We start from the raw sequence: 22,551 nt of genomic DNA on the forward strand, positions 1-22,551 counted from the left end.
TTCCGGCACGGGTATGAACGACGACGAGTTGGTCACCCGCCTTGGCACGAACATGTTCTCCCGGCGGGTTCGCATACGGTCCGGGCTTGGCCTGCGCCGCGGAGAACGTTCCCCGGCTCGCGCCAGCCGGGGACGACGCACTTCACCGGATTCACGCCGGGTCCAGGCATTCGCCTGCCACAGGAAGCCGTCCGGTACGCCGCCGGGCTCATTCGGCGGCCGCTCCGGTCCGCTACGACGGCGCCTTGGTGGTCCATTCGAGTCCGGGGCCGTGAGCCTGACCGAGGTCGCCAAGGAGGCGGGGGGCGGACCGAGTTCAGCTTTTAGAGGTCCTAACAAAGGCGTTGGACGTGGCGGTGGGTGATCAGGCAGGTGGCGAGGCCGAGGAATGCTTCGTGGATGTCGTCGCGTCGTTCCCAGCGGATGCGTAGGCGGCGGAAGCCGTGGAGCCAGGCGATCGTGCGCTCGACGACGTAGCGGAAGATGCCCAGGCCGGTGCCGTGTGGCTCGCCCCGTCTGGCGATCACGGGCCGGATGCCGCGCTGCCAGAGCTGGCGGCGGTAGATGTCGTGGTCGTAGCCGCGGTCGGCCAGCAGAGCGTCCGGCCGCCGGCGGGGCCTGCCGACCCGGCCCGCGACGGGCGGGATCTTGTCGAGGAGGGGCAGCAGCTGGGTGACGTCATTGCGGTTGCCGCCGGTCAGCGATACCGCGAGCGGGATGCCCTGACCATCGACGATGAGGTGGTGCTTGCTGCCCGGCCGTGCGCGGTCGACCGGGCTCGGTCCGCTTTTGGGCCCCGTCGGGCAGCCCGCACGTGCGAGGAGTCGATCACCGCCCGTTCCCAGTCCAGCCGGTCCTTCGACCGCAGCTCGTTCAGCAGCAGCTGGTGGAGCTGGTCCCAGACGCCGGCCTCGTTCCAGGACGCAAGGCGCCGCCAGCAGGTCATGCCCGAGCCGAAGCCGAGTTCCTGAGGGAGGTACTCCCACTGGATGCCGGTGTGCAGGACGAAGAGGATTCCGCACAGGGCCTGCCGGTCCGGCACCCGCGGTCTGCCCTGGACCTTCTTCGGACCTGGCGTCGGCAGCAACGGCTCGACCAGCGACCACAGTTCATCCGACACGATCCACGGCCGCGACTGACGGTTTCCCATGCCCAGACCTACGAGCGGAGAGGCCGACAGTCTCATGATCAGCAGCTTTTGTTAGAGCCAGTTAGGGAGTCGGCCCAGGGTTACCGACGCGAACTCGGCATGAGGTCAGAGGGTGGCAGCGGCGAGGAACGCGTCTCGGGCGGGACTGGTGGTCCTCGGGGAGTAGAGGGCGTGGAGGGGTGCGTAGACGGGCGGGGTGAGGGCGAGGATGCGGGCGGCGCCGCCGGCGGCGGGGCCTGGGGCCGTGGTGACGAAGGCGACGCGGTCCGTGCCGATGACGGCGGTGACGGGTGGGGTGCCCTGGAGGGCGGTGCGTTCGGTACGGGGTTCGAAGCCGGCTGCCTGGCAGTGGGCGATGAGCAGGTCGGTGTAGCCGGAATGGCCGGGTTGTCCCCAGACGATGAAGCGCTGGTCGGCGAGGTCTGACAGGGCCACGGAAGTCCGGCCGGCGAGGGGGTGGTCGGCGGCGACCGCGATGTTGAGGGGGTGCTCCCCCAGGGTCGATCGAGCCAGTCCGTAGGGCGGCGCCATGGCCCGGCACAACCCGATGTCGAGGTCTCCGGCCAGCAGGGCTTCGGTCAGTTCGCCCGGGTAGCGCTGGTTGACGTCGGTGGCCAGGCGGGGGTGCACGGTCCCCACCTGCCGCAGCAGCACGATGATCTCCTCTCCGGTGACGGCCGGGGTGTGCCCCAGGCGCAGCACTTCCTTCTCACCGCGGCCGATGCGGCGGGCACGCTGGAGGGCGGCGCGTGCCGTGCCCCGCAGGACGCGGGCGTCCTCGACCAGGGCGGCGCCGGCGGGCAGCAGCACCACACCGGCGGCGGTGCGCTCCAGCAGGGGGACGCCCACCTCGCGTTCCAGGACGCGGATGGAGGTGGACAGCGCCTGCTGGGACAGGTGCAGACGAGCCGCGGCACGGGTGATGCTGTGCTCCTCGGCCACCGCGATCAGGTGGTCCAGCTTGTGCAGGTCCAGGCCCATGGGGTCAAGTCACCCTTCTGCGACGCCGGCACGGCGCGTCGCCCCGCCGCTCGCACTTCGTCCACTTCGCCCACGCTCGCAGGCGCCGGAGCGCTGTGGTGTCGTAGGACATCACAGCGCAGGACGAGCCGGTTCGGCAGCCGTGTTCATCGGGTGGTGTAGCCGCCGTTGGCGAACAGCGTCTGCCCAGTGATCCACGAGCCCTCGGTGGCCAGGAACTTGATCAGCGGGACGATGTCCTCGATGTGGGTGAGCTGGTCGCCCATGGCCTGCGACTTGTGGAACTCCACGCGTTCCGGCGTCTCCTGCGGGTAGAAGAACGGCGTGTCCATCGGCCCCGGCGCCACCACGTTCACCGAGATCGACCGGTCGGCGAACTCCTTGGCCGCCGCCCGGGTGAAGTGCTCCAGCGGCGCCTTGCCACCGGCGTAGGTGGAGTACCCGTCGGTGAAGGCTGCCAGCAGGGACGTGCCGAGGCTGATGATCTTGCCGTGGTCGGCAAGGCGGCGCCCCGCCTCCTGGATGAAGAAGTACGCCGCCTTGGCATTGATGCCGAACATCCGGTCGTACTCTTCCTCGGTGGTCTCCAGGATCGGCTTGCGCAGCACCATTCCGGTCGTGTTCACCGCGATGTCGACGCCGCCGTAGGTGTCCACCGCGGTGTCGAACAGTCGCCGCGTACTCGCCACGTCCGTCAGGTCCCCCTGCACGGAGACCGCCTGACCGCCGGCGTCCTGGATGGCCTGGACGGTTTCCTCTGCTTCCTTCTGCGACGTGTGGTAGTGCACCACGACCTTGGCCCCGGCCTCGGCGAACGACCTGCTGAGCAGTCCGCCCAGATTCTTCTCCCCGCCGCCGACGACCGCGACCTTGTCCTTCAGCATGTGCTCGGCCATGTCCACAAACTCCTCATATCACCATCGGTGACCGGGTTGATCACTTCCACTCACGAGATTAGGCAGGCATGCCGGACCCGGGCCAACACGATCTGTGCGTCGCCCCACAAAAGCTCTTGATAACCGCTGGTCACGCCGCGCGTGGGTTGACCGCGCGCAACCTCCGGAGCGGCCGGGCCGGTGTCTTCGCCTCGCAGGCCAGAACGGCCGCTCATGGAGCGAGTGACTGTTCGGCCCAGATGACCTTGCCTTCTGGCGTGTAGCGCACGCCCCACCGATCGGCGAGCTGGGCCACGAGGAACAAGCCGCGTCCGCCCTCGTCGAACTCGGCTGCTTGGACGACGCGCGGCGCGGTGCTGCTCGCGTCGTGCACCTCGCAGATCAGGACGTGGTGCCGGAGCAGCCGGACGGTGACCGGCGGCGCGCCATACCGTACGGCGTTCGTGATCAGTTCGCTGAGGATGAGCTCCGTGGCGAAACCGGTGTCGACGCCCCACGTCTCCAGTTGCCGCATGCACTGGGTCCGGACCGCGCCGACCGCCTCGAAGTCGGCGGGCACGTCCCACTGCGCGATGTTCTCGGCCGGGAAGCTGCGGGTGCGGGCGACGAGCAGGGCGGCATCGTCGTGCGATCCGGTGGAGACCATGGCCTCGATGACGGTACGGCACGTGCTCTCGCAGTTCGGCTCCGTGTCGGTGAGTACCGTCCGCAGCAGGTCCATTCCGGCGTCGATGGTCCTGCCCCGGCTCTCCACCAGCCCGTCGGTGTAGAGGACGAGGCGACTGCCCGGCGGGATGCTGATGTCGGTGGTCTGAAACGGAACGCTTCCCAGGCCGAGCGGCAGGTTGGCCGGCACGTCGACGAACTCGACCGAGCCGTCGGGCAGGGCCAGCGCCGGCGGTGGGTGTCCGGCACCGGCGAAGGCACACCGGCCGCTGGTCGGGTCGTAGACCGCGTACACGAGGGTCGCGCCTGTGATGGTGTGGTCTTCGCCGCCTGTCTGATGGGCGGCGTCCACACGCGTGACGAGTTGGTCCAGGGAGAGGAGGAGGTCCTCCGGCGTCAGGTCGAGGGCCGAGAAGGTCAGGACCGCGGTTCTCAGCCTGCCCATGGTGGCGGCGGCCCGCAGTCCGTGTCCGACCACGTCGCCCACCACCAGGGCGACCCGGGCGCCCGAGAGGGGGATGACGTCGAACCAGTCGCCGCCGACGCCTGATTGGGCCGGCAGGTAGCGGTGGGCCGCTTCGACGGCATCCTGTCGGGGCAGGTCCCGCGGCAGCAGGCTGCGCTGGAGGGAGACCGCGGTGGCGTGCTCGCGCGTGTAGCGGCGCGCGTTGTCGATGCAGACCGCAGCGCGGGCCGACAGTTCCTCAGCGGGCGACACGTCGTCCGGCTGGAAGGGAGGTTGGCCGCTGCGCCAGAAGACGACGAGTCCCAGCACCACTCCCCGGGCGCGCAGCGGCACCGCGAGGAGTGAGTGGAAACCCAGTCGGAGAACATGCTGCGCGCCTTCCGGGTCCGGTACCCGCCAGTCCTGCGACTGCGCCAGGTCGGAGACGAGGACGGCGTCCTCACCGTCCATCGCCCGACGCTGCTGCGCGACGGGCCCGTACGACAGACTGGTGCCCGCCTTGTGGAAGGGCCAGGCTTCGACCGCTCCGCGTACGGCGACGCGGCGCACCGGCGACGCCACGCCCGGTGCGGGTTCCTCTCCGCGCAGTACGGCGTCGAAGAGGTCGACGGTGGCGACGTCTGCGAACCGGGGGACGACGAGGTCGGCGAGTTCTTCGGCGGTGCGCACCACGTCCAGGGTGCTGCCGATCTCGGCGCTCGCCCGGTACAGCAGTTCCAGGCGTTCGTGCGCGACTTCCGCTCGTCCGGCGAGGGCGCGGAGCTCGGTGGTGTCTCGCAGTGTGGCCACGCCGCCGGCCGGGCCGTGGCCGCCACGGCTGGTCCGTCGCACACTGACGGCGAGCAGGCGTCCGCCCACCGGCTGAACGGCGTCGTCCACACCGCGGTCGGACGCCAGGAGCCGCACCATCGAGTCGGGCAGACCGAGGTCTCGCAGCGGCCGGTGCTCGGCATCCGCCGGCAGCCGCAGCAGTCGTCGTGCCTCGTCGTTGACCAGCGACAACCGGCCGTCCGCCCCGATCACCAAGACTCCTTCGCGCGCCGCGTGCAGCACCGCGTCGTGGTGTTCGTACATGCGCGTCACCTCGGTCGGTCCCAGCCCGTGTGTCTGCCGCCGCAACCGCCGGCTGACCAGCCACGCCGCGCCCGTGGCCAACGCCAGTGACCCTGCGGCGCCGACTGCCAGCAGCGGAAGTTGCCGGTAGAAGGTGCTGCTCACCGTGCTGATCTCCAGCCCGGCCGTCACCAGGCCCGTCACCGCGCCGTCCGCGTCGGTGACCGGTACGACCGCGCGGACGGCATCCGTCGGCGCTCCCCTGAACAGTTCGGTGTAGGACTCGCCGTCCAACGCCCGGCTGAAGTCTCCGGTTGCCCGCTTGCCGATCAGATCAGGGCGGACGTCGGTATAGCGGACACCGTCGCGGTCCAGGACGGCGACGAAATCCACGCGCGAGGTCTGCCGGGCCTCTTCGGCCGGCGGCTGAAGCACAGCGGTCGGGTTCGTACCTTTCAAGGCCGCCGCGACCCCGGGGGAACTGGCGAAGCCCGCAGCCGCCGCGAGTGCTTGGCGCCGTGCCCCGCGCACCGTCTGGCTCCGCGTTTCATACACCAGGGTGACGTCACTCAGTACGGCCAGGAGCAGCATGACCAGCAACTGCAGAACGAAGACCTGCGCCGCGACGCTCTGCGGCCATGGTTTGCGCGCCACCGCTGATACGCCACTCATCCCCTTGCGCATTCACCCGTTTTATCACTTTTCAGGGTATTTCCCTCTGGTACAGCACGGCCTCTGCGCCCCTGATGACGAGCACTCTCCGACGGGACGCGAGTCGTCACCGACCAGGCCTGTCACCGTCAGGAGAGAACGGTCAAGGCCAGCGCGGCGACGGCGGTGGCGAGGAAGAAGCCGGGAAAGGCGAGGTTGTGCAGGACGCGGGCGCGCACGTGGAAGGCGAGCGCGCCCAGGTAGAACAGGACGAGGCCGCAGGCCGCGACGGCGCCGAGAGGGCGCAGTGCGGTGTCCTGGAGGCCGAGAATGAGGCCCGCGGCCCCGGCCAGCTTGAGGGCGGCCAGCCGGGACAGCCAGGAACGGGGGACCCCCACCTCGGCCGAGTTGGCCAGTACGAAGCGGGCCCCCGCGAGGTCGGCAGCGGCGATACCGATGTTGAGGGCGGCGGTGAGCAGCGTGACGACGAGAAGTGCGAGTGGGTTGTCCATCATGTCTTCAGGGTCCTCAGGCGCCCCGGCACCGTCCAATACCTGCTTCTATAACCTGGTGGCATGGACGTGGACACGCGCCTGCTTCGCTACTTCGCCGCCGTGGCGCAAGAGGGCACCCTGACCGGGGCGGCGCAGAAGCTGTTCGTCTCGCAGCCCGCGTTGAGCAAGCGGATCCGGCACCTGGAGGAGGATCTCGGGGTACGGCTCTTCGTGCGTTCGCGGTCGGGGATGACGCTGACCGAGGCTGGTCGTGAACTCGCCTCTCGGGTGCCCGCGCTGCTGGACGAATGGGACGAGGCGGTGCGGGCGGCCGGGCGGGCGGCGCGAGTGCTGCGCCTGGGGTTCCTGGACGCGGGCGCGGTGGAGGCCGTCCCCGAGGTCGTGGCGGAGTTCCGCCACACTCAGCCGGAGTGGCGGGTGGAGCTTCGGCAGTTCGACTGGTCCGAGCCGAGCGCCGGCCTGGGCCGGGGTGAGGTGGACGCGGCCGTGGTGCGTTTGCCGTTCCCCGGGCAAGAACGTTTCACAGTCGTGGAGTTGTTCGTCGAGGAGCGCGGGGTGCTGCTGCCCGCTCGGCATCCGCTGGCCAACAGCGAGACCGTGGAATGGCGGGAGCTGTGGGACGAGCAGTTCGCCGCCACCGGACCCGAGACGGGAGCCTGGCGGGAGCACTGGCTGGCGGTGGACGAACGGGACGGTCGCCCGGTCCGGGTCGGTGCCGTCACCAGACGGCCCGACGAGTGGCTCGGAGCGGTGGCGGGCGGCTGCGTGGCGCTGGCCCCGACGTCGGTGGCCCGTTTCTACGCCCACCCGGGTGTGGTGTTCCGTCCGGTGCACGGCGTGTCTCCGAGCCGGGTGGGGCTGGCCCGGCCCCGGGGCCGCACGCACCCGGCAGCGCTGGACGACTTCCTCGAGGGCGTCGTACGGCGGCTCGGGCGGACATGACCGCGGGGTGACCGGCCGCCGGCGGCCGGCCGCCGGACTGCCGTGCTTGGGGGCGCGCGGCTCCGCCGCGGTTCCCTGTGGAACGCCCGGGGGCCTTCGCACCCCCGTGGGCACGCAGGTGGGGCTCGGTCGTCAGCGGGTGGAGGTCAGCCCGCCGGTGACGGCGATGATTTCGCCGATGGTGTAGCTGGAGTCGGCGTCGGAGGCGAGGTAGACGTACGCGGGGGCGATCTCCTCCGGCTGGGCGACCCGGCCCGCGGGGCCTTCGCTGCCGAGGTGGGCGAGGCCCTCTTGCGGCATGTTCGGGTCGGCCACGTTGAGTACCGTCCAGGTGGGACCTGGTGCGACCACGTTCGCCCGGATGCCGTCCTTGGCCAGGTGTGCGGCGATCGATTTCGTGAAATTGACCAGGGCGGCCTTGGCCGCCGCATAGTCGATCATGGTGTCGCTGCCCTTGAGGGCCTCTTCCGAAGCCGTGGCGATGATCGCGTCACCCGCTTCGAGGTGAGGACGCGCGGCCTGGACCAGGTGGTAGTAGGCATACACGTTGACCTTGAAGGACCGGTCCCAGTCCTCGTACGACAGCTGTGACAGGTCCAGCTGGCTGTTCAGGTGGGCAGCGTTGTTGACCAGGATGTTCAGGCCGCCCAGCTCGCGCACGGTCTGTTCGACGGCCTCCCGGCAGAACGCCGCCTCGGCCAGGTCACCGGCGATCAGCAGGCACCGGCGCCCCTCCGCCCTCACCGCGCGGCGCGTCTCCTCGGCGTCCGCCTGTTCCTCCGGCAGGTGTACGACGGCGACGTCGGCGCCCTCACGCGCATACAGGACGGCCACCGCACGGCCGATGCCCGAGTCCCCGCCGGTGATCAGCGCGACCTTGTCCCGGAGCTTGTCGGCCGCTCGGTAGCGGGGGGCCAGGAAGCGTGGTTCCGGGGTCATGTCCCGCTCGAGGCCCGGGGGCTGCTGGCTCTGGTGCGGATAGGGCGGTGTCGGCTCCGAGGTGACCTGCGGGGCCGCGTCGCCGGTGTTGCCGCTGTCGTGCATGGCGTGATCCTCCTGCCGTTTCCGGAAGCGACTTCTCGCTGCCACGCGTGATCGCGTAACCGGCAGAACCCTGAGCAAACGGGTTCATCCGTACGTTCAGTAGTCCTGGGAGCCGTCGGGGGGAACAGGAGAGGAACCGGGTCCCGGGGCGTGGGAGTGGACGCGTCGCAGGTGAAGGTGGCGGGTGAGGCGAATGGCGGGGCGGATGAGGAGTTCGATGCTGCCGATGAGGAAGCACCAGGTGCCGGGCGTGGTCCAGTGCTCGGAGAAGAACATGACGCTGCCTGCGATGAACCAGAGGGCGATCAGGACGTCGTTGGCGATACTGGCGGCTTCGTAGCGTCGCCCGACGACCAGTTCCTCCCGGCCCAGGTGGATGACCAGCGACGTGCTTCGCGCGGTGTCTTTCATGCCTCCACGCTACGGACACTGCGGGCTGGGGCGTGAAGGTGTGCGCCTTCGGCCGGTGTCCGGCTCGACCGGAGGTGCGGTCGCAGAAGGCGCCCCGCCCACGCTCGGCGGGCGGCCCAGACGGGTGCGCTCGTCCTCGACGGTGGGGGCGGTGACTGCCTTCACCGCCAAGGTGGTGTCCAGTGCGCGGGCGAGGGTGACCAACTGGTCCGGGGCGTGGCGGCGCCGGCCGTTCTCGTTACGGCTCAGTGAGGACCGGCCGAGGTTGGCGCGCGTGGCCGACTCGTCCAGCGACCATCCCTGTACGACACGCAACGCACGGATGCGTTTGCGTACGAGGCTGGCCGACCCCCGTCTTGTTGCGGCATGGGCAACACGTTATGCCGTCGATGCAGCGCGCGCCTGACGTCGCGGGCGGGCCGGCCGGAGGTCTCCGGCCGACCGGCAAGCCCTCCCGTCCCCCGGCGGCCGGCCCTGTTCCGGCGCCGGTCCCGCACGCCCGCCTCGGAAGGAAGAGATGAGGACCAATCAGGCCCCCGTGGCGCCCCGCACACCGGTCAGCGGTGAGGGTGCGCCGGATGCACGTCAGCTGCGGGTCGCCATGCTCGGCGCACTCCTGGCCAACGGCTGTCGCGGCGCCGTCGACGACAAGCTGGACGGCCTCCCCCACGGACACCGGCGGACACCGCCCGCGAAGGCGCCGCCGCCAACGCCGTCCAGGTCGACCCCAGGACCGGCAGCCGTGCCCAGGAGCTGATCCACGCCGCACAGCAGCCCTTCGTCGACGGCCGGCAACAGGCCAGTGGGGCCGGCGCCGCCGTCATGACCGTACTCCTCCGCTACACGGCGCTGCGCGGGCCGCAGAGCAACGCCCCTCGCCCCGACGCGCAAAGGAGGGTCAGGCGTCGGTGACCGTCGTGGTCACCGGTGTGCCGACCTCCACGGTCCTGCTGACAGTGCAGAGACGGTCATGGGAAGTCCTGACCGCGCGGGGCAGGATGGCGCGAGCGCGCTCCGCTCCCTCGCCGTCCGGGAAGGTCACGGCGAACGTGACCTGGAGGTTCGTCATGCGGTTGCCCAAGTCGTCGCTGACCTTGTCCCCCGTGACCGTCACGGCGAACCGGCTGGGCTCCGCGTGGCGGGCGGTGGCGATGTCGACGTCCACAGCCGTGCAGCCGCCGATCGCGGCCAGGAACAACTCGACGGGGGTGAACCCGGTGTCCCCGCCACTGTCCGGGACCGTACCGAAACTGATGGTTCCGCCGCGGGCGTTGGTTGCCAGGAACTGGCCGCTGCCGGTGCGTTCGACGACGACGGAACGCTTCGATTCTTCGCTCATGGCCCTCACAGTAGCCACACGGCCTCGCCGCTCCACGGCGCCTGACCGGCTCGCCTCGGGGGAGATCCAGAACCGGATCCACAGCGCGGGTACCGGCAGCACGCCTCCCGGCAGCACGCCCTCTGGACGTCACGGACCCTCGGACGGGGGTCAGGCCTCGGTGCCCCCGCCCGGATTTCCTCGGGCCTGCCGCTCCTGACGCGCCCCTGCTGTTCGGCGGGCATCGCCTTCGAGTGCGGTGAGGTGGGCCGTCAGGCGGGACAGGAGGGCGACCGACTCGCTCAACCGCCGCCTTTCGTCGGGGTCGAAGGTCTCGCGGATGGCGGCGCCCAGGGCGCCGGCACGGAAGCCGCGTTCCCGCCGGAGGCGGGAGCGGCCGGCATCGGTGAGCCGCAGCAGGAGCTTGCGGCCGTCGTCGGGGTGGGGCTCGCCACGCACGAGGCCGCCGGCGGTGAGGTCCTTGACCGATTTGGCCGCCGACTGGTGTGTGACACCGCGCAGTCGGGCGAGGTCGGCCGTGGTCAGGGGGCCCTCTCGGTCGAGGAAGCCGAGGATGGCGGCCTCTCCCGGAGACATGGTGTCCGCCGCTCTTACGGCCCGCACCAGCTCACCGATCGACCGCCGCAACTCCTCGGCCAGCGCGTCTTCGTCCATGGGGCCATCCTAGCCCCACTCTTCCAAACAGCTTGTACAGTTAGATTGTACTATACGGTTGTACAAGTGATTGTCGATGACACGGAAAGGGCATGACGGTCATGGAACTCACCAAGTTCGGCCATGCGTGTGTGCGGCTCGAGAAGGACGGGCGCCGCCTGGTCGTCGACCCGGGCGGTCTGACCGACCCCGCGGCGCTGGACGGTGCCGACGCGGTGCTCGTGACCCACGAGCACTTCGACCACTTCTCCGAGGAGGCGCTGCGCCGGGCGGCCGCGGCGCGGCCGGGTCTGCGCATCTGGACCAACCCCCGCGTCGCGCAGCGTCTGGACGGCCTGGGCAACCGGGTCGTCACCACGGGAGACGGGGACGCCTTCAGCGTCGCGGGCTTCGACGTCCAGGTGCACGGATCCTGGCACGCCGTCATCCACCCGGACGTCCCCCGCATCCCCAACATCGGCTTCCTGGTGGACCAGTCGCTGTTCCACCCCGGCGACGCCCTGACCGTACCCGCCACACCGGTCGGCACGCTGCTGCTGCCCGTGCACGCACCCTGGTCCACGGTCGGCGACCTGATCGACTACGTCCGCGAGGTCGCCCCCCGCGCCGCCTACGCCGTGCACGACGGCGCCCTCAATGACGTCGGAACCGCGATGGTCGAGGGATTCCTCGGCGAACGGGGGCCCGGAGTCCCAGCCTCCTACCGTCGACTCGCCTCCGGCGCGAGTGTCCGCATCGAATGAGGGCGGCGGTGCCGCCCCGGGGCACCTTCCCGCCGAAGTGGCCGGGTGCGTTGACGGGCCGGCGACGCGGAACTATGGTCTCGACGATTCCACGAACAGCGTTCGACATACCGAACCGATGAACAGACGAGCCACAGTCTTCCGTCCCCCCGTCCCGTCACGGTGAGCGCAAAGGTGGTTCCATGCCTGTCCCCCTCAGCAGAAGGCGCATCCTCCAACTCGCAGGAACGACGGCTGCCGCGACCGCCGTCGGCCCGCTCGCCGGCGGCTCCCCCGCGCACGGCGCGGCCCTCCCGCCGGCCCGGAGCGACGTCGGGGCACTGGCGTTCCCCTTCGCCCTCGGCCGGGTGCGGATGACCGACAGCAGGTGGCTGGACAACCAGAACCGCACCCGGAGCTATCTCCGGTTCGTCGACGTCGACCGGCTGCTGTACAACTTCCGCGCCAACCACGGCCTCTCCGTGAACGGCGCCGCCGCGGCCGGCGGCTGGGAGGCTCCCGACTTCCCCTTCCGCAGCCACGTGCAGGGCCACTTCCTCACCGCATGGGCGCAGGTGTACGCCGTGACCGGGGACACCGTCTGCCGGGACAAGGCCCTGTACATGGTGGCCGAACTGGCCAAGTGCCAGGCCAACAACGGCGCCGCGGGCTTCGGCGCCGGGTACCTCTGCGGTTACCCCGAGTCGGACTTCGACGCCCTGGAGTCCGGGACGCTGACCAACGGCAACGTGCCGTACTACACGATCCACAAGACCCTCACCGGCCTGCTGGACGTGTGGCGGCACCTCGGCAGTGTCCAGGCCCGGGACGTACTGCTCGCCCTGGCGGGCTGGGTCGACCGGCGCACCGGGCGGCTGAGCACCACGCGGATGCAGGCCGTCCTGGGCACCGAGTTCGGCGGCATGAACGCCGTTCTGACCGATCTCTGCCAGCAGACCGGCGACACCCGGTGGCTCGCGGTGGCCCAGCGGTTCGACCACGCCGCGGTGTTCGACCCGCTGGCGGCGGGCCAGGACCGGCTGGCCGGGCTGCACGCCAACACACAGGTGCCGAAGTGGATCGGGGCCGTGCGCGAGTACAAGGCCAGCGGCACCACGCGCTACCGGGACATCGCCGCCAACGCCTGGCGCATGTGCGTGACGACCCACACCTACGCGATCGGGGGCAACAGCCAGGCGGAACACTTCCGCGCCCCGAACGCCATCGCCGCGCACCTGGCGAACGACACCTGCGAGAGCTGCAACACCGTCAACATGCTCACTCTCACCCGTGAGCTGTTCGCGCTGACACCGGACCGGGCCGAGCTGTTCGACTACTACGAGCAGGCGTGGCTCAACCACATGATCGGTCAGCAGAACCCGGCCGACCCCCACGGCCACGTCACCTACTTCACCCCGCTGAAGCCGGGCGGCCGGCGCGGTGTGGGGCCTGCCTGGGGCGGCGGCACCTGGAGCACCGACTACACGACGTTCTGGTGCTGCCAGGGCACCGGACTGGAGATGCACACCCGGCTGATGGACTCCGTCTATTTCCACGACGGCGGCACCACCCTGACCGTGAACCTGTTCGTCCCCTCCGTGCTCACCTGGGCCGAACGCGGCATCACCGTCACCCAGACCACCTCGTACCCGGAGAGCGAGACGACGGCGCTGCGGGTCAGCGGCCACGTGGGCGGCACCTGGGCGATGCGCATCCGCATCCCCGGCTGGACCACCGGTGCCGTCATCAGCGTCAACGGCGTCACGCAGGACGTCACCGCCGCGCCCGGGACCTACGCCACGGTGGAGCGCGCCTGGACCTCCGGGGACACCGTCACCGTCCGTCTGCCGATGCGCACCGTCGTACGGCCGGCCAACGACAATCCGTACGTCGGTGCCGTCACGCACGGCCCGGTCGTCCTGTCCGGGAACTACGGCGACACCACGCTGTCCGCCCTCCCTTCCCTGGACGTCGCCTCGATCAAGAGGGCCGCTCCCACCGCGCTCGCGTTCACCGCGACCGCGAACGGTGCCACCGTGCGCCTCGGCCCGTTCCACGACGCCCACGGGCACAACTACACCGTCTACTGGAACACCGGCGGCCGTGCCTCCGTCCGCATCGCCAACGCCGCGGGCGGTCTGGTGCTGGGCATCCAGGACATGTCCACCGCCGACGGCGGCCGTGCCCTGCTCTGGACGGACTCCGGGACGGCCGACCACGACTGGGAGCTGGTGCCCGACGCGGGCGGCACCCACCGTCTGCGCAACGTGCACAGCGGCAAGGTGCTGGGCGTCCTCGACATGTCGACGGCCGACGGCGCCACGGTGTTGCAGTGGGCGGACAACGGCACCGCGGACCACCGCTGGACGCTCCTCGACCAGGGGGACGGCACCTGCACGATCCGCAACGCCCACAGCGGGAAACTCCTCGCGGTGCGCAACGACTCCCCCGCGGTCGGCGCCTTCGTCGTACAGGACGCGGACGACGGCACGGCGGACAACCGCTGGCGCGTCCTGCGCTGACCGCGGCGGCCTTCGGCGGCTCCGTCGGGGGCCGCCGTGACGGCCCGCCGGGCGCCGGCCCTGAAGTGGTGCGACGCCCTCCGCCGGTTGGCGCGAACCGGGCCGGATAGCATGCACACGGCTCCGGGGAAGGGCCCCGGACGGATGTGGTTTTCCAGAGGTTGGGGGTCCGCATGGTCGCGGGTCGTGTGGTGCGTTTCGACAGTGCGCGGGGATATGGGTTCATCGCGCCGGACGGCGGCGGCGAGGACATCTTCCTGCACGTGAACGATCTGCTCATTCCCGAGGAGTACGTGCGCTCCGGTCTGGCCGTGGAATTCGAGGTGGAGAGCGGCGAGCGCGGGCTCAAGGCGTCGGGCATCCGGCTCGCCGAGGGCGAGCGGCCAGGGCCCGCGCGGCGCCACCAGGAGGCCGCGCCCAGGGTTGCGATGTCCGACGAGAACGGCCACCCGATGTGCGACGTGCTGAGCTCTGACGAGTACCGGCGCGACGTGACGGAACTGCTGCTGACCTCCAGCCCGCAGCTGACCGCGGAACAGGTCCTCACCATCCGCAGCGCGCTCCTGAAGTTCAGCGAGGGTCACGGCTGGGTCGAGGACTGAGGTCGCGCTCCCCCACCCGGTCCTACTGGATTCGGCCAACCTCCTTGCTCCGCACATGTGTTGCCCCGCCTGGGTCCGTGCATCCTGCACGCACCCGCACGCGCCGTATTCCGGGGTAGCGACGGCGACCGAAACACATGTGTTCGATATCCCGGTCCGGTCGTTGAGCTTCACGACCACGCTCAACGACCGTCAAGGGGGATCCGTTGACCTCGACCGACGCGACCGGACAGCAGAACGGACAGCACCAGGCCGCCCCTGCTCCTCCTCCACCGCCGCAGCCCGCGGAGATCACCTACAGCGGTCGGTATTCCGTCAATCCGCTCGCCGAGGTGTCGTTCCGGCGCATGTGCGCGCAGATCCCCGCCGTTCTCGGCCGGATCGCCCGCCTGTCGTGGCGGACGGACCGACGGGCCGTGCAACTGCTGCTCGGCTGCCAGGTGGTCACCGGTGTGTCGGCGGCCGTCCTGCTGACCGCGACGGCCCGTGCCATGGAGCCCGTCCTCGGCGAGGGCTCCGCGGGAGACCGGCTGCGCGGGGCCGTCCCGGCGCTGCTGGTGGTCGCGCTCGCCGCCGCGCTGGGCCGTGGCGCCACGGCGGTGGCCACGTACTCCGAGCGGCGGATCACTCCCAGGCTCACGACGGAGACGGACAGCGCTCTGGTCGAGGCGGTGTGCCGGGTGGAGGCCTCCGCATACGCGCAGGAGGGCTTCTCGGACCGGCACGAGGCGGCGGAGATGGGGGTGATCCGCACCCAGGTGATGGTCACCGACGCCCAGCGGTTCCTGTCCGCGCTGATCCGGATGGTCACGGCCGGCGGTGTCCTGTCGGCACTGAATCCGCTGATGCTGCCGCTGCTCCTGCTCGCCGTACTGCCGGCCGGTGTGGGCGCGGTCCTGAGCGCCCGGGTCGACTACGAGGTCCACTACGCCAACATCGCCGACCGCAACGTACGCGGCATGATGCGCTGGTGGGCGACGACGTCGAAGTACGGTGACGAGGTCCGCGCCAACTCGATGACGGACTACCTCGTCCACTGGTACCGGACGCTGTCCGACCGCTGCGACCGGCGCACGCTGGCAGCCGCGCCGCGCACGTTGCGGATCGCGGTGCTGTCCGCGTCGGCCGGTGGTGTCTTCCTCGTGGCGACCTGGGGGGTGCTCGCCTGGCTGGCGGTCTCGGGCCGGATCGACATCGCGGTCGCGGCCACGGCCGTCATCGCGGTGCAGACCACGCTCGCCGCACTGTCCCAGGTCGTCGTCAACGGCGCCGCGGTCTTTCACACCAGCCTCTATCTGAGCGACATGCAGGCCTTCCTCGACGACGCCGCGGCCCGCGTCCCGAAACGCGGGCCCCGCAGGCACGAGGCGCCGACCGAGCGAATCCGGCTCGAGGAGGTCGTCTACCGGTACCCGGGCAAGGACCAACCCGCCGTGGACGGCGTCTCCCTGACCCTGGAGCGCGGTCAGATCCTCGCCGTCGTCGGGGCGAACGGCTCGGGCAAGTCCACACTGACCCGGCTGCTCACCGGCATCTACCTGCCGGACAAGGGCCGGGTCACCTGGAACGGCACGGACCTCGCCGAGGTGGATCCCGCCACCGTGTGGGCGCAGGTCGGTCTGGTGCCGCAGATCTTCGCCCAGTGGCCGATGCCGGTCCGCGAGAACGTGACCCTCGGCCAGCCCCGCACCCACGACGACACCCCGGTGTGGGAGGCCGTCGACGCCGTCGGCCTGCGCGAGACCGTCGACCGCCTTCCCTCGGGACTGGACACCCTGCTCTCCCGTGACGTCTTCGGCGGCACCGAGCTCTCCGGGGGCCAGTGGCAGCGCGTGGCGTGCTCGAGGGCCCTGTACCGCCGCCCGGGGCTGCTGATCCTGGACGAGCCGACCTCCCAGATGGATCCGCGCGGCGAGCATCAGATCTTCGAGCGGATCAAGGCCGTCGCCGCCGAGCGCATCACCATCGTGGTGACCCACCGCCTGGAGAACACCAGGATCGCCGATCACATCGTCGTCATGGAGCACGGGAGGATCACCGAGCAGGGCCGGTACGAGGACCTCGTGCATGCCGGTGGGACCTTCGCCGAGCTCCTCGCGCTCTCCCAGGACCGCTGACCGGGGGCGGGCGCCGCCGTCACTCGATGAGCGCGTCCGCGACGATGACCACCAGACCGAGCAGCATGTCCATGGCACCCGCGCGGCAGGAGGCCAGACGGCCGAGTCCGGCGGTGCGGGCGGCCGAGGTGCCCAGGCAGAAGAGGGCGACCGTGTTGACCACCAGGGCCGTGTCGGCGGCCGTCTCCTCGGTCCACCACCCGGCCGTGGCGGCGAGCAGCATCGCCACGGTCGGCAGCACCGCGACGACCAGCGGCCACTCGGCGAGCACCGCGCGGAGTCTGCTCGGCCCGGCCGTGCCGTCGCCGGACGCACGCCGGGCGATGACGTGTGCGTAGCCGTGGGCGGCGCCCGACGTCAGCGCGGTGAGCAGGACCCACAGCGCGTCCTGGCCGGGGTTGGCCTCCTCCCCCGGTACGTCCAGGGCGGCCACCAGGGCGCTCGCCAGTACCAGGCCGTAGATGCCCTTGAACAGCCACCGCTCGGGGCGGCTCCGGAGGATCCCCGTCGGCGTGGGACCGGCGTGTTCGGTCATTCAGGCGAGCCAGTCGGTGTAGCGGGTGGGGGCCAGACGGGCGCCCGTGTCGGTGAGGACGTCACCCTTGACCGCCGCGAACATGCCGGCGGTCGGATCGGTGACGACCGTACGCCCGTCGCCCTTGCGGGAGAGGGTCAGACGGCCCAGTTCGTCCAGCGGGAACACATCCGGTCCGCCGATGTTGCGGATGCCGTTCAGCGGGGCGCCCACGGCGACGTCCGCGACCTCGGCCGCCACGTCCTTCGCCGCGATCGGCTGGATCGGCGTCGCGGGCAGCCGGACGGTGTCGCCGTCGGTGGTCCAGGACATGGCGGCCTCCATGAATTCCATGAACTGGGTGGCGCGCACGATCGAGTACGGGACGGGGCCGCGCCGCAGGATCTCTTCCTGGAGGACTTTCGCACGGTAGTAGTCCAGCTCCGGCACCCGGTCGACGCCGACGATCGAGAGGACGACGAAGTGCCCCGCCCCGGCCCGGTCCGCCGCGGCCAGGAGGTTGTCCATCGAAGCCCGGAAGAAGGCCGGCGAGGCGTCGTCGAAGGTCGGGGAGTTCGTCAGATTGACGACGACGTCGGCTCCCTCGACCGCCCGGTCCACGCCGGCCCCGTCGACGACGTCGACACCCGTGGACAGCGAGTGGGGCACCGCCTGGTGTCCGGCGACGTTCAGCTTCTCGACGACCTGCGACCCGATCAGTCCCGTACCGCCGATGACCGCGATCTTCATGACGTGTCCCTCTTCCCTCCGGATCCGGGTGGCTCAGGAACCACTGTGTCGGCGTGCGGAGAGGACGGCTCTTTGAACGCCCCGAAGGGATGAGGCTTCGCCGGACCCGGTGTGCGGTCCGTCCGCGCGCTCAGGCGGCGCAGTCGGGGCAGATGCCGCGGTACGTCACTTCCACCTCGGAGACGGTGAAGCCGAAGGACTGGGACGGCGGGAGGTCCGCGAGAGGGTCGCCCGTCGGCCGGACGTCGCGCATCGAACCGCAGCGCGAGCAGAGCAGGTGGTGGTGGGGGCGGTGCGCGTTGGGGTCGTAGCGCTTGGCGCGGCCGTCGGTCGACACCTCGAGGACCTCGCCCCGGTGGACCAGTTCGCGCAGGGTGTTGTACACCGTCGCCCGGGAGATCTCGGGCAGTCGCCGCGCGGCGCGGGCGTGCACCTCGTCCGCGGTCAGGTGCACGTGGTCTCCGTCGAGGACCTCGGCGACGACGCGGCGCTGTGCGGTCAGGCGCCAGCCGCGTTCGCGAAGCCTCTCCAGGAGATCACTCATGTGGGCACCCTAGCAGGGAACGGCGCCAACTCAAGAGCCGATATCGCTCTGGATGGCACCTTGCCTTAGATCCTGTCCAAGGTAGGGTGTGCTCAGGAACGCGCGGGGCAGCTTGCCCCGGACTGCCGGCCGGCCGGGACCGTCAGGCCTTTGAGCGCCATGCGATGACCACACCGAGGAGCAAGCCTTGCCTGAGAACAACCAGAAGCCGCTGACCACGGTCGCCGGTGCGCCGGTTCCCGACAACCAGAACTCCCTGACGTCGGGTCCGCGTGGACCGATGCTGCTGCAGGACGTGTGGTTCCTGGAGAAGCTCGCCCACTTCGACCGCGAGGTCATCCCGGAGCGCCGGATGCACGCCAAGGGCTCGGGCGCCTTCGGCACCTTCACGGTGACGCACGACATCACGCGCTACACCAGCGCGAAGATCTTCTCCGAGATCGGCAAGAAGACCGAGCTGTTCGCCCGGTTCTCCACGGTCGCCGGTGAGCGCGGCGCCGCCGACGCGGAGCGCGACATCCGCGGTTTCGCCGTGAAGTTCTACACCGAAGAGGGCAACTGGGACCTCGTCGGCAACAACACCCCCGTCTTCTTCTTCCGCGACCCGCTGAAGTTCCCGGACCTCAACCACGCGGTGAAGCGCGACCCGCGCACCAACCTGCGCAACGCCGAGAACAACTGGGACTTCTGGACCAACCTCCCCGAGGCCCTGCACCAGGTCACGATCGTGATGTCCGACCGCGGCATCCCGGCCACCTACCGGCACATGCACGGCTTCGGCTCGCACACCTACAGCTTCATCAACGCCGACGGCGAGCGGTTCTGGGTCAAGTTCCACCACCGCACGCAGCAGGGCATCAAGAACCTCACCGACGCCGAGGCCGAGGCCCTGGTCGGCAAGGACCGCGAGTCGCACCAGCGGGACCTGTTCGACTCGATCGAGAACGGCGACTTCCCGAAGTGGAAGCTCTACGTCCAGGTCATGCCGGAGGCGGACGCGGAGAACTACCGCTTCCACCCCTTCGACCTCACCAAGGTCTGGTCGAAGAAGGACTACCCGCTGATCGAGGTCGGCGAGTGGGAGCTCAACCGCAACCCCGACAACTACTTCGCGGACGTCGAGCAGGCCGCGTTCAGCCCGGCCAACGTGGTCCCGGGCATCAGCTTCTCCCCCGACCGGATGCTGCAGGGCCGCCTCTTCTCCTACGGCGACGCCCAGCGCTACCGTCTCGGCGTCAACCACCACCAGATCCCGGTCAACGCCCCGAAGAGCCCGGTGAACTCCTACCACCGCGACGGCGGCATGCGCGTCGACGGCAACCAGGGCGCCACCCCGGGCATCGAGCCCAACTCCTACGGGCGCTGGCAGGAGCAGCCCGCCTACCGCGAGCCGGGCCTGGCCGTGGGTGCCGTCGCCGACCGGTTCAACTACCGCGAGGACGACGACAACTACTTCGAGCAGCCCGGCAACCTGTTCCGCCAGATGAGCCCGGAGCAGCAGCAGGTTCTCTTCGAGAACACGGCGCGCGCGATCAACGGTGCCTCCGAGCAGACCGTCGAGCGGCACATCGCCAACTGCACCAAGGCCGACCCGGCCTACGGCGAGGGCGTCCGCAAGGCGATCGAGGCCCTGGCCGCCGGCAACCTCTGACCGTCCGGTCAGCGACACGCGCGGTACCCGGCACCCCGCCGGCGTGGGCACCCGTGAGGTGCCCACGCCGGCGGGGGCGTGCCGCCACGGAGACTTCATGGACAAGCACAACAGCGGTGCTCTGACCGCCGAGCAGACGGAGCGCGTCGTCGCCATCGCCATGGATCTGGCCCGGGAGGGCGACACCGGGCAACTGGTGGAGTTCGTGACCCACGGCCTGCCGGTGGACGTGCGCGACCCGGCCGGCAACACCCTGCTCATGCTCGCCGCTTACCACGGTCACGCCGCCACCGTCCAGACCCTGATCGAGCACGGCGCCGACCCCGACCTGCGCAACGACAGGGACCAGTCCCCCATCGCCGGTGCCCTGTTCAAGGGCGCCGACGACGTGGTGGCCGTACTGCGCGAGGCCGGTGCGGACCTGGACTCGGGTACCCCGACCGCGCGCGCCGCCGCGTCCATGTTCGGCCGGGCCCACCTGCTCGCGGGCTGATCCCACCGCCGGGAGCGGCACCGGGCACCTCCTGGGGCCTGTCTGACGATTCCCGTCTGCCGCTTCGGGCGACGACGCGAATCGTCAGACAGGCCCTAGCCCCGCACGTGCAGGCCGAAACCCCGGCGGCCCGGTGCCTCCAGGCCCTGCTTCAGGCGCAGTGACGGGATCTCGTAGTCGCCGAGGTTCTGGGGCCTGAAGGCGATCGGCTCGGTCGTCTCCAAGGACAGCAGCCGCTCCTTCCACGCCTTGGCGGCGTCCTCGAAACCGCCCTCGGTGAGCCGGTCGGCACCGTGGAGCACGAACGGCGGCAGCACCTCCAGACCGGGGTAGTACAGGATCCCGTGGTGAATCGGGAACAGCAGGTCTTCGATCGGGCCGTTGATGCCCCGGTCGGAGTAGTGGGACTCGGGGCCGCCGACGGTGACCGACAGGATCGCCCGCCGTCCCCGCAGCGTTCCCTCCCCGAAGCGCTCGCCGTACCGGGTCTCGTCGTGCACTCCGACGCCGTACGCGAAGCGGTGGGTGAACACGCGGTCCACCCAGCCCTTGAGGATCGCCGGCATCGTGTACCACCACAGCGGGAACTGGAAGATCACCGTGTCCGCCCACAGCAGCTTCTCCTGCTCGGCCACCACGTCGGGCGTGAGCGCGCCGACCTCGAACGCCCGGCCGGAGCTTGGCACCACCCGCAGCGGGTCGGTGGCCTGCTCGCCGTAGTCCGCCGCGTCCGCCACCGCCTTCCAGTCCATCGCGTACAGGTCGCTCACCCGCACCTCGTGTCCGGCGGCCTCGAGCGTGGACACGGCCAGGTCCTTCAGCGCGCCGTTCAGTGAGCGCGGCTCGGGGTGGGCGTGGACGATCAGGGTCTTCATGGCTGTTCCCTTCGACGGGGTCGGTCGCCACCGATGTTCGGCCGCCGCGGCCGCGTTGTTCAGGGGCGCCGCTTCCGTCGGACGGGACTTCCTGGTACCGGCAGGGCCACCCTCACGCGCGGCGCCGGAGCCATACTGGGGGCATGGACGATCTCGCGGGCTTCCTGCGCACCCGGCGGTCCCGGGTCGACCCCTCCTCCGTGGGCATCCCCGTCGACAGCCGTCGCCGCGTCGAGGGGCTGCGCCGCGAGGAGGTCGCCCACCTTTCCGGGGTCAGCGTCGACTACTACGTGCGCCTGGAGCAGGGGCGCGCCACTCAGCCCTCCGACCAGGTCCTCGACGCCCTCGCACGGGTGCTCGGCCTCGACGAGACCGAACGCGGGCACCTGGGCCGGCTCGCGTGCCAGCGCCGCCGGGCGAAGTCACCCAGCGGGCGTCTGCGTCCCGAGTTGCTGCGCGTGCTCGACCTGGTCACCGACGCGCCCGCCCTGATCATGAATCACCGGCTGGACGTGGTCGCCGGGAACCGTCTCGCCGGGCTTCTCTACGGCCGGCAGCCGCGGGGTCTGAACACCGCCCGCCACATCTTCCTCGAAGAGACCGAGCGCGGCCTGTACGCCGACTGGGAGACCTGCACCCTGGACGTGGTCGGGCACCTGCGTCTTGCGGCCGGGAAGCACCCCGACGACCCGCGACTGGCGTCGCTCATTGGCGAGTTGGCGATGGGCAGCGACCGCTTCCGCCGTCTGTGGGCACGCGCGGACGTACGCGCCCGCACCCATGGGCGCAAGGCGTACCGGCACCCGCTGGTCGGGCTGCTGGAACTGCACCAGGAGAACTTCGCGTTGCCGGACGAGTCGGGCATGGAACTGCTGGTGCTGTCCGCGGCGCCCGGGAGTCCCGCCCAGGACGGGTTGCGTCTGCTGGAGACGCTCGGCGGTGACGACGCGCCCCGTGCCGGGAGCCGAACCCTCGGTCCGCACGTGCCGTGAT

19 protein-coding genes and 3 pseudogenes are annotated in these 22,551 nt (G+C 70.6%); 8 read left to right on the forward strand and 14 right to left on the reverse strand.

Features of this window, described 5'->3' with window-relative positions; genetic code table 11:
• Positions 1-332: 332 nt before the first annotated feature.
• The 5 genes and pseudogenes from NI25_RS37135 to NI25_RS00550 all read right to left on the reverse strand — a co-directional run bounded on the left by NI25_RS37135 (position 333) and on the right by NI25_RS00550 (position 6,378).
• Positions 333-1,186: pseudogene (locus NI25_RS37135) on the reverse strand (IS5 family transposase).
• Between the two features lie 69 nt (positions 1,187-1,255).
• Positions 1,256-2,131 (reverse strand): LysR substrate-binding domain-containing protein, encoded by an 876-nt coding sequence (locus NI25_RS00535; protein ID WP_061440502.1) that lies wholly within the window; start codon positions 2,129-2,131, stop codon positions 1,256-1,258.
• Positions 2,132-2,277: 146 nt separating this feature from the next.
• Entirely contained in the window at positions 2,278-3,027 is a 750-nt protein-coding gene (locus NI25_RS00540) for an SDR family oxidoreductase (RefSeq protein ID WP_061440503.1), read from the reverse strand.
• A gap of 211 nt (positions 3,028-3,238) precedes the next feature.
• A complete protein-coding gene (locus tag NI25_RS00545; RefSeq protein WP_324610061.1) occupies positions 3,239-5,866 on the reverse strand; it encodes a SpoIIE family protein phosphatase in 2,628 nt (875 codons plus the stop codon).
• A 146-nt stretch (positions 5,867-6,012) separates the two neighbouring features.
• Positions 6,013-6,378: a DoxX family protein gene (locus tag NI25_RS00550; protein ID WP_061440504.1), complete on the reverse strand. Its 366-nt coding sequence runs from the start codon at positions 6,376-6,378 to the stop codon at positions 6,013-6,015.
• A 60-nt stretch (positions 6,379-6,438) separates the two neighbouring features.
• Between NI25_RS00550 and NI25_RS00555 the strand changes: the two genes are divergently transcribed.
• Positions 6,439-7,320: a LysR family transcriptional regulator gene (locus NI25_RS00555; protein WP_061440505.1), complete on the forward strand. Its 882-nt coding sequence runs from the start codon at positions 6,439-6,441 to the stop codon at positions 7,318-7,320.
• A gap of 132 nt (positions 7,321-7,452) precedes the next feature.
• Here NI25_RS00555 and NI25_RS00560 read toward each other — a convergent pair whose 3' ends face one another.
• The 5 genes and pseudogenes from NI25_RS00560 to NI25_RS00575 form a co-directional block, all read right to left on the reverse strand.
• A complete protein-coding gene (locus NI25_RS00560; protein ID WP_061440506.1) occupies positions 7,453-8,364 on the reverse strand; it encodes an SDR family oxidoreductase in 912 nt (303 codons plus the stop codon).
• A 96-nt stretch (positions 8,365-8,460) separates the two neighbouring features.
• Positions 8,461-8,775, reverse strand: coding sequence for a YrhK family protein (locus tag NI25_RS00565; protein WP_061440507.1), 315 nt, complete (start codon positions 8,773-8,775; stop codon positions 8,461-8,463).
• Between the two features lie 168 nt (positions 8,776-8,943).
• A pseudogene (locus tag NI25_RS40590) lies at positions 8,944-9,099 on the reverse strand (helix-turn-helix domain-containing protein); the annotation flags it as partial.
• 574 nt (positions 9,100-9,673) lie between these two features.
• Positions 9,674-10,114, reverse strand: coding sequence for an OsmC family protein (locus NI25_RS00570; protein ID WP_061440508.1), 441 nt, complete (start codon positions 10,112-10,114; stop codon positions 9,674-9,676).
• 237 nt (positions 10,115-10,351) lie between these two features.
• A pseudogene (locus NI25_RS00575) lies at positions 10,352-10,768 on the reverse strand (MarR family winged helix-turn-helix transcriptional regulator); the annotation flags it as partial.
• A gap of 101 nt (positions 10,769-10,869) precedes the next feature.
• Here NI25_RS00575 and NI25_RS00580 point away from each other — a divergent pair.
• The 4 genes from NI25_RS00580 to NI25_RS00595 all read left to right on the forward strand — a co-directional run bounded on the left by NI25_RS00580 (position 10,870) and on the right by NI25_RS00595 (position 16,731).
• Complete coding sequence (locus NI25_RS00580; protein WP_061446680.1) at positions 10,870-11,511, forward strand: MBL fold metallo-hydrolase; 642 nt, start codon at positions 10,870-10,872, stop codon at positions 11,509-11,511.
• 182 nt (positions 11,512-11,693) lie between these two features.
• Positions 11,694-14,012, forward strand: a complete 2,319-nt coding sequence (locus NI25_RS00585; protein ID WP_061440509.1) for a beta-L-arabinofuranosidase domain-containing protein — start codon at positions 11,694-11,696, stop codon at positions 14,010-14,012.
• A gap of 173 nt (positions 14,013-14,185) precedes the next feature.
• Positions 14,186-14,614: a cold-shock protein gene (locus tag NI25_RS00590; RefSeq protein ID WP_061440510.1), complete on the forward strand. Its 429-nt coding sequence runs from the start codon at positions 14,186-14,188 to the stop codon at positions 14,612-14,614.
• Positions 14,615-14,820: 206 nt separating this feature from the next.
• A complete protein-coding gene (locus NI25_RS00595; protein ID WP_061440511.1) occupies positions 14,821-16,731 on the forward strand; it encodes an ATP-binding cassette domain-containing protein in 1,911 nt (636 codons plus the stop codon).
• Positions 16,732-16,750: 19 nt separating this feature from the next.
• Here NI25_RS00595 and NI25_RS00600 read toward each other — a convergent pair whose 3' ends face one another.
• The 3 genes from NI25_RS00600 to NI25_RS00610 form a co-directional block, all read right to left on the reverse strand.
• A complete protein-coding gene (locus NI25_RS00600) occupies positions 16,751-17,266 on the reverse strand; it encodes a hypothetical protein (RefSeq protein ID WP_061440512.1) in 516 nt (171 codons plus the stop codon).
• Positions 17,267-17,995, reverse strand: a complete 729-nt coding sequence (locus NI25_RS00605; RefSeq protein ID WP_061440513.1) for an SDR family oxidoreductase — start codon at positions 17,993-17,995, stop codon at positions 17,267-17,269. It lies immediately after the preceding gene.
• 130 nt (positions 17,996-18,125) lie between these two features.
• The gene (locus tag NI25_RS00610; protein ID WP_061440514.1) at positions 18,126-18,539 is read right to left on the reverse strand and encodes a Fur family transcriptional regulator; all 414 of its coding nucleotides are present in this window, start codon (positions 18,537-18,539) and stop codon (positions 18,126-18,128) included.
• A 187-nt stretch (positions 18,540-18,726) separates the two neighbouring features.
• Between NI25_RS00610 and NI25_RS00615 the strand changes: the two genes are divergently transcribed.
• On the forward strand, positions 18,727-20,190 hold the full coding sequence (locus NI25_RS00615; protein WP_061440515.1) for a catalase: 1,464 nt from the start codon (positions 18,727-18,729) through the stop codon (positions 20,188-20,190).
• Between the two features lie 97 nt (positions 20,191-20,287).
• Entirely contained in the window at positions 20,288-20,683 is a 396-nt protein-coding gene (locus tag NI25_RS00620) for an ankyrin repeat domain-containing protein (protein WP_061440516.1), read from the forward strand.
• Positions 20,684-20,778: 95 nt separating this feature from the next.
• On the opposite strand, the gene NI25_RS00625 is transcribed toward NI25_RS00620, so the two are convergent.
• Positions 20,779-21,558: an NAD(P)H-dependent oxidoreductase gene (locus tag NI25_RS00625; RefSeq protein ID WP_061440517.1), complete on the reverse strand. Its 780-nt coding sequence runs from the start codon at positions 21,556-21,558 to the stop codon at positions 20,779-20,781.
• Positions 21,559-21,701: 143 nt separating this feature from the next.
• On the opposite strand from NI25_RS00625, the gene NI25_RS00630 reads away from it, so the two are divergent.
• The gene (locus NI25_RS00630; RefSeq protein ID WP_061440518.1) at positions 21,702-22,550 is read left to right on the forward strand and encodes a helix-turn-helix transcriptional regulator; all 849 of its coding nucleotides are present in this window, start codon (positions 21,702-21,704) and stop codon (positions 22,548-22,550) included.
• Position 22,551 lies beyond the last annotated feature (1 nt).

The organism is Streptomyces sp. CCM_MD2014 (assembly GCF_000772045.1).
Classification (GTDB): domain Bacteria; phylum Actinomycetota; class Actinomycetes; order Streptomycetales; family Streptomycetaceae; genus Streptomyces; species Streptomyces salinarius.

Coding starts and splice junctions, on each gene's coding strand:
- NI25_RS00535 (WP_061440502.1), bottom strand. CDS start 2,131: ATGGGCCTGGACCTGCACAAGCTGGACCACCTGATCGCGGTGGCCGAG.
- NI25_RS00540 (WP_061440503.1), bottom strand. CDS start 3,027: ATGGCCGAGCACATGCTGAAGGACAAGGTCGCGGTCGTCGGCGGCGGG.
- NI25_RS00550 (WP_061440504.1), bottom strand. CDS start 6,378: ATGATGGACAACCCACTCGCACTTCTCGTCGTCACGCTGCTCACCGCC.
- NI25_RS00555 (WP_061440505.1), top strand. CDS start 6,439: ATGGACGTGGACACGCGCCTGCTTCGCTACTTCGCCGCCGTGGCGCAA.
- NI25_RS00560 (WP_061440506.1), bottom strand. CDS start 8,364: ATGCACGACAGCGGCAACACCGGCGACGCGGCCCCGCAGGTCACCTCG.
- NI25_RS00565 (WP_061440507.1), bottom strand. CDS start 8,775: ATGAAAGACACCGCGCGAAGCACGTCGCTGGTCATCCACCTGGGCCGG.
- NI25_RS00570 (WP_061440508.1), bottom strand. CDS start 10,114: ATGAGCGAAGAATCGAAGCGTTCCGTCGTCGTCGAACGCACCGGCAGC.
- NI25_RS00580 (WP_061446680.1), top strand. CDS start 10,870: ATGGAACTCACCAAGTTCGGCCATGCGTGTGTGCGGCTCGAGAAGGAC.
- NI25_RS00585 (WP_061440509.1), top strand. CDS start 11,694: ATGCCTGTCCCCCTCAGCAGAAGGCGCATCCTCCAACTCGCAGGAACG.
- NI25_RS00590 (WP_061440510.1), top strand. CDS start 14,186: ATGGTCGCGGGTCGTGTGGTGCGTTTCGACAGTGCGCGGGGATATGGG.
- NI25_RS00600 (WP_061440512.1), bottom strand. CDS start 17,266: ATGACCGAACACGCCGGTCCCACGCCGACGGGGATCCTCCGGAGCCGC.
- NI25_RS00605 (WP_061440513.1), bottom strand. CDS start 17,995: ATGAAGATCGCGGTCATCGGCGGTACGGGACTGATCGGGTCGCAGGTC.
- NI25_RS00610 (WP_061440514.1), bottom strand. CDS start 18,539: ATGAGTGATCTCCTGGAGAGGCTTCGCGAACGCGGCTGGCGCCTGACC.
- NI25_RS00620 (WP_061440516.1), top strand. CDS start 20,288: ATGGACAAGCACAACAGCGGTGCTCTGACCGCCGAGCAGACGGAGCGC.
- NI25_RS00625 (WP_061440517.1), bottom strand. CDS start 21,558: ATGAAGACCCTGATCGTCCACGCCCACCCCGAGCCGCGCTCACTGAAC.
- NI25_RS00630 (WP_061440518.1), top strand. CDS start 21,702: ATGGACGATCTCGCGGGCTTCCTGCGCACCCGGCGGTCCCGGGTCGAC.